At 41.8% G+C, this 12,085-nt stretch carries 14 protein-coding genes and 3 tRNA genes; 6 read left to right on the top strand and 11 right to left on the bottom strand.

Annotated features, from left to right (window positions below; translation table 11 throughout):
• Positions 1-67: 67 nt before the first annotated feature.
• From ACSYSL_RS06305 to ACSYSL_RS06295, 3 genes are all read left to right on the top strand, one after another.
• Positions 68-139: transfer RNA gene (locus ACSYSL_RS06305), tRNA-Gln, on the top strand.
• Between the two features lie 87 nt (positions 140-226).
• The gene (locus tag ACSYSL_RS06300) at positions 227-751 is read left to right on the top strand and encodes a GNAT family N-acetyltransferase (protein ID WP_010692136.1); all 525 of its coding nucleotides are present in this window, start codon (positions 227-229) and stop codon (positions 749-751) included.
• A gap of 40 nt (positions 752-791) precedes the next feature.
• Positions 792-1,037 carry a hypothetical protein gene (locus ACSYSL_RS06295; protein ID WP_491708591.1) on the top strand — a complete coding sequence of 82 codons (246 nt, stop codon included), beginning with the start codon at positions 792-794 and terminating at the stop codon, positions 1,035-1,037.
• Between the two features lie 53 nt (positions 1,038-1,090).
• Here the strand turns inward: ACSYSL_RS06295 and ACSYSL_RS06290 are convergent, their stop codons facing one another.
• Positions 1,091-1,567: a pyrimidine dimer DNA glycosylase/endonuclease V gene (locus tag ACSYSL_RS06290; RefSeq protein ID WP_491708590.1), complete on the bottom strand. Its 477-nt coding sequence runs from the start codon at positions 1,565-1,567 to the stop codon at positions 1,091-1,093.
• Between the two features lie 73 nt (positions 1,568-1,640).
• Positions 1,641-2,411: a hypothetical protein gene (locus tag ACSYSL_RS06285; protein ID WP_491708589.1), complete on the bottom strand. Its 771-nt coding sequence runs from the start codon at positions 2,409-2,411 to the stop codon at positions 1,641-1,643.
• Positions 2,412-2,833: 422 nt separating this feature from the next.
• Here ACSYSL_RS06285 and ACSYSL_RS06280 point away from each other — a divergent pair, with 422 nt between their 5' ends.
• The gene (locus ACSYSL_RS06280; RefSeq protein ID WP_491708588.1) at positions 2,834-3,799 is read left to right on the top strand and encodes an Abi family protein; all 966 of its coding nucleotides are present in this window, start codon (positions 2,834-2,836) and stop codon (positions 3,797-3,799) included.
• A 62-nt stretch (positions 3,800-3,861) separates the two neighbouring features.
• On the opposite strand, the gene ACSYSL_RS06275 is transcribed toward ACSYSL_RS06280, so the two are convergent.
• From ACSYSL_RS06275 to mutY, 5 genes are all read right to left on the bottom strand, one after another.
• The gene (locus ACSYSL_RS06275; RefSeq protein WP_010692143.1) at positions 3,862-4,011 is read right to left on the bottom strand and encodes a hypothetical protein; all 150 of its coding nucleotides are present in this window, start codon (positions 4,009-4,011) and stop codon (positions 3,862-3,864) included.
• A 128-nt stretch (positions 4,012-4,139) separates the two neighbouring features.
• Positions 4,140-4,212 (bottom strand) — tRNA-Thr (locus ACSYSL_RS06270).
• Positions 4,213-4,282: 70 nt separating this feature from the next.
• Positions 4,283-4,365, bottom strand: a tRNA-Leu gene (locus tag ACSYSL_RS06265).
• 97 nt (positions 4,366-4,462) lie between these two features.
• On the bottom strand, positions 4,463-5,605 hold the full coding sequence (locus ACSYSL_RS06260; RefSeq protein WP_010017615.1) for an AI-2E family transporter: 1,143 nt from the start codon (positions 5,603-5,605) through the stop codon (positions 4,463-4,465).
• The gene (gene mutY / locus ACSYSL_RS06255) at positions 5,592-6,635 is read right to left on the bottom strand and encodes an A/G-specific adenine glycosylase (protein WP_491708587.1); all 1,044 of its coding nucleotides are present in this window, start codon (positions 6,633-6,635) and stop codon (positions 5,592-5,594) included. Before mutY ends, ACSYSL_RS06260 begins: the two co-directional genes overlap by 14 nt.
• A 95-nt stretch (positions 6,636-6,730) precedes the next feature.
• Between mutY and ACSYSL_RS06250 the strand changes: the two genes are divergently transcribed.
• Together ACSYSL_RS06250 and ACSYSL_RS06245 are read left to right on the top strand one after the other, a co-directional pair.
• Entirely contained in the window at positions 6,731-6,874 is a 144-nt protein-coding gene (locus tag ACSYSL_RS06250) for a hypothetical protein (RefSeq protein WP_010017619.1), read from the top strand.
• 127 nt (positions 6,875-7,001) lie between these two features.
• Complete coding sequence (locus ACSYSL_RS06245) at positions 7,002-7,670, top strand: phosphatase PAP2 family protein (protein WP_010017620.1); 669 nt, start codon at positions 7,002-7,004, stop codon at positions 7,668-7,670.
• A gap of 54 nt (positions 7,671-7,724) precedes the next feature.
• On the opposite strand, the gene nrdF is transcribed toward ACSYSL_RS06245, so the two are convergent.
• The 4 genes from nrdF to nrdH form a co-directional block, all read right to left on the bottom strand.
• Positions 7,725-8,693 (bottom strand): class 1b ribonucleoside-diphosphate reductase subunit beta, encoded by a 969-nt coding sequence (gene nrdF, locus ACSYSL_RS06240; RefSeq protein WP_010017621.1) that lies wholly within the window; start codon positions 8,691-8,693, stop codon positions 7,725-7,727.
• A 2-nt stretch (positions 8,694-8,695) separates the two neighbouring features.
• Positions 8,696-9,136 carry a class Ib ribonucleoside-diphosphate reductase assembly flavoprotein NrdI gene (locus tag ACSYSL_RS06235; RefSeq protein ID WP_491708586.1) on the bottom strand — a complete coding sequence of 147 codons (441 nt, stop codon included), beginning with the start codon at positions 9,134-9,136 and terminating at the stop codon, positions 8,696-8,698.
• Between the two features lie 103 nt (positions 9,137-9,239).
• Positions 9,240-11,411: a class 1b ribonucleoside-diphosphate reductase subunit alpha gene (gene nrdE / locus ACSYSL_RS06230; RefSeq protein ID WP_491708585.1), complete on the bottom strand. Its 2,172-nt coding sequence runs from the start codon at positions 11,409-11,411 to the stop codon at positions 9,240-9,242.
• 98 nt (positions 11,412-11,509) lie between these two features.
• A complete protein-coding gene (nrdH, locus tag ACSYSL_RS06225) occupies positions 11,510-11,740 on the bottom strand; it encodes a glutaredoxin-like protein NrdH (protein WP_491708584.1) in 231 nt (76 codons plus the stop codon).
• Positions 11,741-12,085 lie beyond the last annotated feature (345 nt).

The raw sequence follows: 12,085 nt of genomic DNA, 5'->3' as shown, positions 1-12,085 counted from the left end.
AAAAACGACTTTTTTATGCAAATTACTTGCATTTCGAATAAAAATCCGCTAATATATATCAAGTAATTGCCCCTTGGCCAAGCGGTAAGGCGACGGCTTCTGGTGCCGTTATGCGCTGGTTCGAATCCAGCAGGGGCAATCAACAAAGACGGAATCCTTCGATTCCGTCTTTTTTTATTTTAATAATGATACACTAAAGTTAGTTATAAAAAAGAAAGAGGTTTCCATGAACATTCGTCCGTTAGAAAAAAAGGACCTACCCCATATTTATCAACAAAAGAATTCCCGGTCAGTGATGGCGCTGTGGTTTGAAGAGCCCTACAATTCTTTTGATGAGCTTTCCATTCTTTATGACCGGCATGTCTTGGACCAAACTGAACGTCGTTTCGTCATTGAAAAAGATGGTGTTTTTGCCGGTGTCGTTGAATTGATGGAAATCAATACGATTCACCGTCACGCCGAAATTCAAATCATCATTGACAAAAAATTCCAAGGACATGGCCTTGCTCAGGCTGGTATGCGAGCGGGAATCGAATACGGCTTCAACGTGCTCAACCTACATAAGATTTATCTATACGTCGATGTTGAAAACGCCGCTGCCGTGCATATCTACAAGAAGATTGGTTTTGTTGAAGAAGGTTGCCTCAAGGACCACTTTTTCGCTGAAGGTCAGTACCATGACTCTTACATGATGGGCTTGTTTGCCGATGACTTTCGTGGAAAAATTGCAGTTCCTGTTAAGGCGGACTAGAGTCAACTGAAACGCCGGTCTTGGAATCGCAGCCGTTCTCTTGATTCTTCTTGGTAACCCACTTTCTGGTCTGTCTTCAGCACCTGAAATGTTACCAAAGGGTTGGGGCTTCTTCGGACAACTCCTGCCACCTGGTGCAACTGGTTCGCTCTTGCGTAACCTAACTTTCTTTGATGGTCATGCCATCAGAATGTCAGCCGGCGTTTTGTCAGCCTACGTCATTGTTGGTTTGATCCTTTTCTTCCTTGGTCACAAGTCAGAAATTCAAAACGCTGAAAAGGCATAATCAGATCAATTTAAAGTATAAAAAGCGAGTCGTCTAATGACGACTCGCTTTTTTTATTTCATCTTTAAAAATTCTGGGTATTTTTTGGCTACTTGCTTTAACATCTGCTCCCAGGTCTTCTTTTCGATTTGATCCGTATCGGCCTTCTCTTGCATCATGTACAGATTTTGCAGCAGATACCGCTTATCGTGAAAACCGTCAAAAAGTGGTTCTCCGTCTGTCAACAAAACATCACCCACCTCATTTTCACTAAACGAGATTGGCTGTGTCCAATCGTATTCCACATCATCAATCAATTTTTGGTGTGATTTATCAGAAGTCTTATATCCACGCCGTGTCATCTCCCGTTTTACTAATTCGATATAGACAAACAAATGTTGCAAGTCAAAATCATTTAAGCGATTCACCGTTGCGTGATTAACCCGTCCGTTCTTACGGATGGCCCCCGTAATTGCCAAACATTCTCGCCACTGTCCGAGTAAGTGCTGCCGTGATAATGCTGGAATTATTCGATAATGCCAAAGTCGCATGGTAAATCCTCCTAACTTTTATCTTTTTATTATACGAAAAAAGCAGAAAGAAAACCTTCTGCTTTTTTATGATTTAGTCAAACCAATAAGTTGAAATGTATGATCCGGAAGCGTCATCACAGGTCTGTAGACCCATTTGATGCTGTCCTGAAAGACTTTCAACCACATCCATCGAATCAAGACGCTTCATCCCGTGTCGAATGTCTGTTACGTGATATGTTTGCCCGTTAACAACAACTTCACTTCCAATTGACAGCTGTCGAACAGCCGATCCTGCACTCGAAGCAGCCTCAGCTAAGTAATAGTTTGGCAACGCTGTCCATTGAAAAATATACGGTGTCCAGCGAGGTGTGTTGCCACCAGTTGTATTTGAAAAAGAACTGATGTCAAAATGCTGACCTAAAAAGTTAAAACCATCTGTACGAACCGCCTCTTTAACCGAAGTAGTCGTTGACTCCGTCGCCGTCCCAGCAGTTGCTGGAGCAGTCATTGCTGCAGTCGTTGTTTGCGCTTCTGCTGGCTTCTTTGTCGTAGAAGCAGTCGTGTTGACTTGTGAAGTTGGTCTAGCATTCGAAACGGTAGAGCTTGCCCCCTCGTTTTGCACAGTTGCATCTGCTTTCACTGAACTCTCAGTTGCTTCCTGGCTTTCCTGCGTATCATCCGTTTTGATTGAATCTGAAGTCGGTTCGACTTTTGAAATACTTGACGAAACGGCAGTCACCATCTGCTTTTGATTGGACCGTGAATTTCCGGTATGTGTGTGGCTAAACGAAATTCCAACGGCAGCTAAAATTGTCAATGCTGTAAAGGTCGCTATGACCAATGTTTTTTTTACGATTCTCATATACTTGCTCTCCCTAATCTCTAACCCTGTCAGAATAGCAAGTTGAAGATGTCGGAGGAATATCAAGATATTTCGAAATCATTAAGCAAATTTAACAAGAAGATTTCTTACAAGTGAAAGTCATAACGATATGTACTTAAATGCCTATTTAGCGGACTTTTTCAGCACTTAAAAAGTCAAATTACAATAGCTTTGCAAGCTTATCAAGTCTTTGTCTAAATCGTTTGTTTTGAATTTAGTACCAAAAATTAGAAAAAATAGGTCAATTCAATATGAAAAAATGCCAAATTTTGTAATGGCTTCTTCCATTGAGCAACCATTTTTGTAAAAAAACAGCACAAGTGCGAACGGGCGTTCGCACTTGTGCTAAAATAGCTTTATCAAATACAAGGTTTTGTTAATACAAAGGTCTAGGTGTCAATATGTCAGTTAAAACACAACCATTTCTTAATTGGGAACAGCAAGTGACCGTGCTGAGAGAACAATATAACATTGAAGTAGAATCCCCTAAAAGTGCCATTTACACACTCAAAAAGTATTCATACGAAACCCTAGTTGATGGATATAAGCAAGCCTTCAAAAAAGATCATCATAGCGAAAAATTCATTCCTGGTATCACCATTGAAACACTTGGCGTTCTTCAAATGCTAGAAAATCGTCTTTCTTCCGAACTACTTCAAGCTCTTTTATCAATCGAAAAAAATATCAAATCACTCTTTCAGTATGAACTGGCCAAAAAATTCGGTGTTCAACAAAACAATTATCTAAGAATCGATCATTATAACGCCAGCACCTGTGCACAAAAACGACATTTAGCCAGGTTATTCCACATAACACAACAAAAAAAACACATTTCGCAAACCTTGGAAGACTTTCAACAACAAGGAAACATTCCTCCCTGGGTATTAGTTAACGAAATGACTTTTGGCCAATTCCAACGTTGGTATGCCGCTAGCCCTGATTCCATACGCGAGGCCGTTGCCAACGGCTTTTGCAACGACTCAAACCAAAAAATTACCTTGCCATTCTTTGAACAGGCACTTCGTTTCTTCCTCGATTTTCGCAATGCTCTCGCCCATGGCGAACTAATTGGACAGCTTTGTGCAAAGGAAACAATCACTCAATCTCAACTACAGGCCTTTTATCCTGAAAAATTACTACCTAGCTGCAAACAACGACAGAATAAACATACTGAAAGTGATTTTTATATCCTTTTTCTTCTTTTTGGCCTCTTTTTAAAGCAGAGTGAAAAGCAAATTTTTAAGGATCAAGTTTTAAACCTACTCCGTATTTTTGATAGCTTACTACCAATTAACGAAGAACCGATGCGTCGCTTGCTTGGCAATATTCCAGAAAACATGATTGAACGGGTCGAACAAATTCTTTAATCAACTCTCTTTATCGTCTGATTATCTGTTACATCACTATGTACGGGGCAGTGCCCCATGGATTACTTCTTAAAAGATTCCTTTGCCTTATCGGCCACATCCTTAGCAGCATCCTTTGCGTCAGCAGCAACTTTCTTTGCTTCGCCCTCAGCCTTCTTGGCCTCTCCAGCTAGCTTATCCTTTGTTGCGTCGAATTTTTCTTCAAATGACATTTCAATATCCTCCTTCAATTTTATAGGGACATTATACATCAATACATCTAATTTAAAAGAGAATAAAAAAAGAGATCTGACCATTATTCATGGTCAGACCCCTTTTTAAAATTAAATACTAGCATATATGCCGACTAACGGACTCAAACCGTTGACCCCCTCATTACTAGTGAGGTGCTCTATCAACTGAGCTAAGTCGGCAAAATAAGTACTCAATAATTGTAGCAAATGCTAGCTTCGTTGACAACCAAAAGATAAAATATTTTGGTTATACGGATGACAGGAATCGAACCTGCACGGATATAATCCACTAGAACCTAAATCTAGCGCGTCTGCCAATTCCGCCACATCCGCATGTCTTAAGCGACTATTAAATGATACTGGATTTTCAGACCTTCGTCAAGGAAAAAGTTAGAAAAAAGACAGTGATTAAATCACTGTCCTTTTTAAATTAGTCTTCTTCAATTTTTTTCGTCAAATTCGATACGGTTTCTTCATGCTGCTGAACCTGTCGTAACTTAACAATGTATAAAATAATTGTTCGAATAATGGCATAAAACGGTACTACAACAATCATTCCAACCATGCCCCACAAATTTCCGGCTGCCAACAATAAAAGCATCACGGTCAACGGATGAATCCTGAGCGACTTTCCGATTAAAGCTGGGTAAATAATGGAACCATTGACCTGCTGAACAATCGCCATCAAAATAATGATACCAATTAGCATCTTCCAATTAATGGAAATCGCAACAAGCAACGCTGGGAACACCCCAATAAAAGGCCCTACGTATGGCACAATGTTCGCCACACCGGCAATAAAGCCAAGGAGCCAGATGTATGGTAACCCAATCATGCCAAATCCAATCGACATGGTGAAGCCAACGAATAGCATTTGGATAGCTTGACCAGAAATATAGCGTTCAATTGTTTTATCGAGTTCACGTCCGAGAACCATGACATCTTCCGAACGGTTTTTGGGAAAGAATTTTTGCAGCGCCGGTAAGAAACGGTTGGAATCGGAAAGCATGTAGAAGAGAATGATTGGCACTGTCAAAGCCCCAATTGTAAACGAAGTAGCAGCTCCAACAAAGCCGGTGAGCGTTCCGGCAGTGATACGGACAAATGATGAAGCATAAGTGGACACCGCGTTACGAATGTCATCATCGGAAATCGACAAATTCAATTTCTTGAACCATGGTTCTTCCAGCATGTCTTTTACATAATCCTGAATATGATTGACAACACTTGGCATTGCCGTTATTAAATTGGTAATTTCATTTAAAATCAGGGGAACGAAAATCATAAAGGCGCCGATAATCACTACCATGAAGATGGTAAAAGTTAGTAAAACCGCGACACTCCGGGGCACCCTGCGTTTGCCCAAGGGAATTTTTTCAATCAATTTCTGCAATGGCTTCAAACAATAATACAAGAAACCAGAAACCAACAATGGAATAAAAACAGTTCCAGCAAATACCGAAATTGGTTTCATTAGGAAATCAAAGCGAAAGACAATGAATAGTAGTGTCGCAATCGCTAAGAGTTCAATCGTCCAAAAGAAGAGGTGTTTCAATTTTTCATTTGGAAACATCGTGTTGCTCCTTTAAATTCTTTAATAACTTGTGTTGTAGTTTTGGTAAAGCCATTGCTTCCTGCTCAGCCGGTGATAGGAAACGCTGATTATGAGTTAGCTTTTCGACTTGTTCGACTTTGACAGGCCAGACTTCCCACTTACGGTGAGAAAAAACATGGGTAACTGCTTTGATAGTCAATTGCTCACCCTGAAGGTCCTCAATCGAGTCGATTGGCCGTAATGGTAACGTCCAAAAACCGGCTAACAGGCCAGAATCCGGACGCTGTTCGTACAGTAAATCGCCCTTTTCATTATACAAAACCAAGGCTTGAAATCGTTGTAAAATTGGCTTTTTCTTCTTCGATTTAACTGGATACTGATCCTCTACGCCGTCTCGAAAAGCAGCATTGTATTTGACCACTGGTGAATGAAGGGTATCCGGATCATTCGTCTTCATGTACGACGTCCCCAAGTCCATAATCGCTTGGTTAAAGTCCCCAGGCCGTTTTGGATCGACAATCGGTGCCACAGCATCATAAAAAACACGCCGGGTCTTTGACTTGGCAATGTCATCGTCAATCTTTAATAAACGAGAAAATACTCGAAAAAAATTGCCGTCAATGGCGGGAACCGCCTGATTAAAAGCAATTGACGCTACTGCTGCGGCTGTGTATGGCCCAACACCAGGAAGTGACAATAAATCATCGTAGGATTCTGGCCAGGCCCCCTTTAGGTCAAAAGCCACGACTTTGGCAGCTTGGTGAAGGTTCCTAGCCCTGGAATAATAACCTAGACCCTCCCACAACTTTAGCACTTGCTCTTCTGGTGCATTGGCCAAATCCTGTACCGTTGGCAAAGCCGTCATAAACCGGTTAAAATAGGTAATCACCGTATCAACGCGCGTTTGTTGAAGCATCAACTCCGAAACTAACACACGGTATGGATCAGTGTTTTCTCGCCAGGGTAAGTGAGCCCGCCCCTCCTGATCATACCAGGCTAATAAATCCTTCCGGAAATTTTCAATTGTTTCTTGATTCCAATTCTCCATAACCAATAGTATAACACTTGAAAAGCCACTATGATTGGGGTATAATCAAATTCTGTACGATAGATTTTAAAGTTTAAATATAAGGAGTTACCACTATGGCAATCAAGACACCATTGAACTCATTTGCCCGCGGCCGTAAGGTTGGCCACGATGCAAAGAAGAAGCGTCGCCTGGATGCCGTTGCACAATTGCAACAATGGGCAAAGGGAAAAGACGTTGAGCTTCCCAAGACAAAGTAAAGAAAGTTAGCCAACGGCTAACTTTTTTTTTGCAAAAAATTAACAGTTTTTACTTGGCTTTACCTTGTTTTGTCTTGCCGCAATCTTTATACTAAACATATGTAACGAAGAACTTGGAGTAGCCAATATGATTATATCCGTAACTAATAAACAACGACGGCACGCCTTACTTGCCGCCTTACTTTTCATTGTCTTAGCCGTTTTGATTGGCACAAACGCCACTTGGCCCGCCAACATGGATGAAGCCGTTCGCTCGTTCATGTCGTCCATCCAAACTTCCTATGGCGACGTTATCATGTCCATCGCCACATTCCTCGGGTCACCAGCGATGAACCTCTTCTACGGTATCTTGTTAGCCATCGTCTTGCTATTGGCAGACTTGAAGCTTCCTGCTCTATGGGTCTTCCTAACGGTCGTTGGCGGTATCGTGGTCACGCAAATCATTAAGGTTTTGGTTCACCGCGACCGTCCACTTGGTCATTTATTGACAGATAGTGGCGCATCCTTTCCATCACAGCACGTGACAGCCATGTGGTTAACTGTTTTCATTATGTTTTTGTTGGTTACACCAAACATTTCATCGACTCTAGTTCGTCTCTTAACCAAGTGGTTCTTGATAACATTATCATTGATGACCATGTTATCTCGCCTTTACTTTTCTGCTCACTTCCTGACGGATACCATTGGCGCTTTCTTATTAGCCTACGTTTGGGTGATTTTCTGTGCTTCCCTTTACCCTGCTGTGGCAACCTTCTTAAAAAAGAAGTTTTGGTTATTCAAAGATCAAGAAGCGTAATAACAAAACCATGAAAAAAAGCGATGCTAATCTAGTATCGCTTTTTTTGTGTGATTAAAAGTTATAGTCGTCATCTTCCATTGATTCAGCTTCACCAAGCAAATAACCATTACCAACGGCAGAGAAGAAGTCGTGGTTAGAAGTAGAAGTTGAGATACCGTTCATCACAACGGGATTGACATCTTCAGCTGATTCCGGAAACATCGGTTCTTGACCAAGGTTCATCAACGCTTTATTGGCGTTGTAACGTAAGAAAGTCAAAACATCATCCGTCCAACCAATTTCATCGTAAATTTCATGCGTGAACTGCTCTTCATTTGAATACAGATCAAAGAGCAAGTCGTACATCCAAGCCTTTAATTCTTCCTGCTCCTCCTCAGTTAACTTATTGAAGCCCACTTGGAACTTATAACCAATGTAAGTGCCATGTACCGATTCGTCACGGAGAATCAGCTTGATAATTTCTGCGGCGTTGACCATCTTGTTATGACCAAGATAATAGAGTGGCGTATAAAAACCAGAATAAAAAAGGAACGTTTCCAAGAAAACTGAAGCCGCCTTCTTTTGAAGGGGCGTCCCATCCTGATAGATATCATTAATTTTGTTGGCCTTGTACTGTAGGAATTCATCATGATCGGCCCAATCAAAGGTCTCATCGATTTCAGACTTATTGTTCAACGTCTCAAAAATAGACGAGTAGGACTTGGCATGAACGGATTCCATAAACTGGATATTGTTCAAAACAGCCTCTTCTTTTTGGTTCACAGCATCAGCACGGAGTGAAGCCATTCCATCCTGCGACTGCAAGGTATCCAAAGTCGTTAGACCAGCAAAAACCAAATTATAGACACGGCGTTCTGAATCATCTAGTTCCCCTCGCCAAACCCGCAAGTCATTGGAAATGGGAACACGGGTGTCCAACCAAAATTGCTGAGTGAGCTTTTCCCAAGTTGCCTTATCAAGCGAATCCTCAATGTTATTCCAGTTAACGGCCGTATAAGACCCTTGATTAACGTGTTGCATCGCTACTCTCCTAACGTTTCTTTGATACTTGCATAAATCTTTTCAGCTTCACGCTGCGTGCCACGCAACTCATAATCACCAATCACCGGCACATGGTACTTCGTTGCGTAACGTTTAGCCGTCAAAATGTATTGATCATTAAAATTGCGGTTCCCAGAACCAATCACCCCACGTAAATAGCGGGTGTTGTTACCAAAATCAATATAGTCTCCCAAGCCGTTTGTAAAGATTTCAACGACTTCTGGACCTGTCCCAGTCCCTCCATTCAAATAGGTGGGTACCAAGGCAACGTACGGTTGTTCCTCGTGAGCGTACTCGACCTCATCTCCTACTTCCAGAATGGACAATTGGTCACCGTATTTTTCAGCTTCTTCTTTCAATTTGTTAATGAAGGATGTGGTATTGCCCTCAATCGAGGTATACAAAATTCGATATTCAGTCATTATGCTCCTTTCCACAAATGATTCCATTTGTCAGTCAGTTTAAAACAAACTTCTCGAAAGAGAAGGACGTGCTATGTACAGCAAGCAAAGCTTGCTATGAAAATTAGATGGAACAAGACTCACATTCATTAACGCCAGCTTCCTGGTTATCGTCGGTATAGGTACGAACATAGTAAATCGTCTTAATATTCTTCTTAAAGGCGTAATTACGCAAAATCGACAAATCACGCGTTGTCATCTTGTTTGTTCGATCATCCTTCCACTCGTACAATCCTTCCGGAATGGTTGAGCGCATGAAGTAGGTCAGAGACATTCCCTGGTCGATGTGTGGCTGCGCAGCAGCATACACATCAACGACTTTCCGCATATCTGTGTCATAGGCAGATTGATAGTAAGGGAGGGTTTCGTTTGAAAGACCGGGTGCTGGATAATAAACTTTACCGATCATCCCTTCCTGGCGCTCCTCAATCCGGTTAATGATGGGGTGTAAGGAGGCAGTCGTATTATTGACATACGAAATCGAACCGGTCGGTGCAATGGCGTGACGGTATGCGTTATACAAACCATTGGCCATTACTTCCTTCTTCAACTGCTCCCAATCGGCCTTACTTGGCAAATGAATATTTGAGAAAAGTTTAGCCACCTTTTCAGTCTTTGGTGAAAAGTCCTGGTTCAAATACTGATCAAAATAGGAACCATCCGCATAGGCGGACTTGTCAAAATCCGCAAAGGTTTCACCGCGGTCTTCAGCAATGTGCATGGAAGCCATGATGGAATAATAGTTCAAAGTTGAAAAGAATGTCTTGGTAAAGTCCAGTGCTTCCTCATCACCATACATCATTTGATTTTGAGCAAACATTGCCGCCAAGCCCATGGCTCCCAAACCAACGGCGTGGTTCTTTTGGTTTCCATTTTGGACCGATGGGACGACGTTCAAATCAGAATTATCAGAAACAAAGGACAAAGCACGAATCATCGATTCAACTGAGGCCGCAAAATCAGGCGTCTTCATCATGTTCACGATGTTAATGGACCCCAAGTTACATGAGATATCCTCACCCATCTTGGTATATTCTTGCATGTCGTTAATCTGCGAAGTCGTTTGCACCTGCAAAATTTCGGAACATAAGTTTGAAGACACGATTTTACCAGCAACCGGGTTGGCACGGTTCACCGTATCAACGTTCATAATGTATGGATAGCCTGACTCTTGCTGTAACTTCGAAATTTCTTCTTCCACCACTCGAGCAGAAACCATGCGGTGGTGAATCTTCGGGTTAGCCAACATTTTGTCATATTCAGCCGTAATATCAACATAGTTGAATGGTACGCCGTACTCACGTTCGACATCGGCTGGTGAAAAGAGGGCCATTTCATCGTTGGCCTTGATGAGTTCATAAAACTTATCAGGGACAATCAGGCCAAGTGACAGGGTCTTCACACGGACTTTTTCATCCGCATTTTCCTTTTTAGTGGCCATGAAAGTCATTAAGTCGGGGTGGAAAATATTCAAGTAAACAACGCCAGCACCCTGCCGTGCACCCACCTGTGATGAAAATGTAAAGGAATCTTCCAGCAACTTCATGATGGGCACAATGCCACCAGCTGAATTAGCAATTCCCATCACTGGTGCACCGGCTTCACGAACGTTCGATAGGTTAATCCCGACACCACCACCCATTTTAGATAGTTGCAGTGCGGAGTTAATAATCCGCCCAATCGAATTCATGTCATCCGTTGACTGCAAAACAAAACAAGATACCAATTCCCCACGACGGGCACGTCCTGCATTCAAAAAAGAAGGCGTTGCGGGCTGATAACGTTGGTGAATCATTTCATTGGCTAAGGAAAGCGCCAGTTCTTCATCCCCATCCGCGTAGAAAAGGGCGTTCACTGCAACACGGTCAATGTAAGACTCCACGTAGTATGCCTTATCATTGGTCTTTTGGGCATATTGGTTGTAAAACTTAAAGGCCGCCATAAAGGAGGCAAATTCAAAACCTTCGCCCTCTAAAAAGGCATACAGCTTTTCAATGAAGGACATGTCATACTTTTTAACGAACCCTTCTTCCAAAAAGTCATGGTCAATCATCCAGTCAAAACGTTCTTGAATAGAAGAGAACTTTTTCATGTTTGGACGAACGTTCTCTTCCATAAAAGCTGCTAAGGCTTCTTGATCCTTTTCCAATTGAATTTGGCCATCTTTGGGAATGTTCACCTGATTGTTCAAGTCAAAGTATTTAACATTATCAATGTCAATGTCTAATAAGGACATAGCATTCCTTTCCGTTCTCCCCAAAAAGGGAGAATCTTTTTAAGCATTAATCGCTGTCTGTACTTCCTTGCTGAGAAGCTCTGACAGCGGCACAGAGATTAAGCAGTCAACTTCTTCAACGCTGCCGGTTGAAAACCAGAAAAGGCATCATGTCCCTCAATTTGAACAACAGGCGTTTGCTTGAAACCTTGTTCCTTTAATTGTGCTAAGTATTGTGGCTGTTCTTCAATATTAATTTCACTGAAGGGAACGCCCAGTTGGTCCAAATACTTCTTCGTCATCTTGCATTGAACACAGTTATTTTTGGTAAAGACCGTTACTTGTGGCATGTTTTGGTCCTTCTTTCTCTAAAAATTTATCGTTAGTAACCCCCACCTTTGATGGGGATGAACCGACGGAACAATCTCTAGTTTACCGGTTTAAAAATAGACTTCAAGGTCTAAATATGTCTGCACAAACATTTGTTCGTAAAAGCCGACTATACCGGGTTTTATTTTTGACTTTGTGCTCTTGTATACAACCAGCTCTCAGCTCGAATCGTTCGGATTCTCGTCATTTATGACATTTCCTCATTCTCATCTTTTAGCTCAAAAGCGCTAACGTAACCAGTTGCCCTTTACCGAGCCTTGTGAAAGTTAAAAAGCATTTGCCGACCAGTCTGTTTTCAATTACTC

It is taken from the genome of Fructobacillus sp. ESL1129 (assembly GCF_058507945.1).
The sequence above is the reverse complement of the archived record's forward strand: the minus strand, read 5'-3'. Positions and strand labels throughout refer to the sequence as shown.

Excerpts from the sequence above, each read along its gene's own strand:
- ACSYSL_RS06300 (WP_010692136.1), top strand. The coding sequence starts at position 227 with ATGAACATTCGTCCGTTAGAAAAAAAGGACCTACCCCATATTTATCAA.
- ACSYSL_RS06290 (WP_491708590.1), bottom strand. The coding sequence starts at position 1,567 with ATGCGACTTTGGCATTATCGAATAATTCCAGCATTATCACGGCAGCAC.
- ACSYSL_RS06285 (WP_491708589.1), bottom strand. The coding sequence starts at position 2,411 with ATGAGAATCGTAAAAAAAACATTGGTCATAGCGACCTTTACAGCATTG.
- ACSYSL_RS06280 (WP_491708588.1), top strand. The coding sequence starts at position 2,834 with ATGTCAGTTAAAACACAACCATTTCTTAATTGGGAACAGCAAGTGACC.
- ACSYSL_RS06275 (WP_010692143.1), bottom strand. The coding sequence starts at position 4,011 with ATGTCATTTGAAGAAAAATTCGACGCAACAAAGGATAAGCTAGCTGGA.
- ACSYSL_RS06260 (WP_010017615.1), bottom strand. The coding sequence starts at position 5,605 with ATGTTTCCAAATGAAAAATTGAAACACCTCTTCTTTTGGACGATTGAA.
- mutY (WP_491708587.1), bottom strand. The coding sequence starts at position 6,635 with ATGGAGAATTGGAATCAAGAAACAATTGAAAATTTCCGGAAGGATTTA.
- ACSYSL_RS06250 (WP_010017619.1), top strand. The coding sequence starts at position 6,731 with ATGGCAATCAAGACACCATTGAACTCATTTGCCCGCGGCCGTAAGGTT.
- ACSYSL_RS06245 (WP_010017620.1), top strand. The coding sequence starts at position 7,002 with ATGATTATATCCGTAACTAATAAACAACGACGGCACGCCTTACTTGCC.
- nrdF (WP_010017621.1), bottom strand. The coding sequence starts at position 8,693 with ATGCAACACGTTAATCAAGGGTCTTATACGGCCGTTAACTGGAATAAC.
- ACSYSL_RS06235 (WP_491708586.1), bottom strand. The coding sequence starts at position 9,136 with ATGACTGAATATCGAATTTTGTATACCTCGATTGAGGGCAATACCACA.
- nrdE (WP_491708585.1), bottom strand. The coding sequence starts at position 11,411 with ATGTCCTTATTAGACATTGACATTGATAATGTTAAATACTTTGACTTG.
- nrdH (WP_491708584.1), bottom strand. The coding sequence starts at position 11,740 with ATGCCACAAGTAACGGTCTTTACCAAAAATAACTGTGTTCAATGCAAG.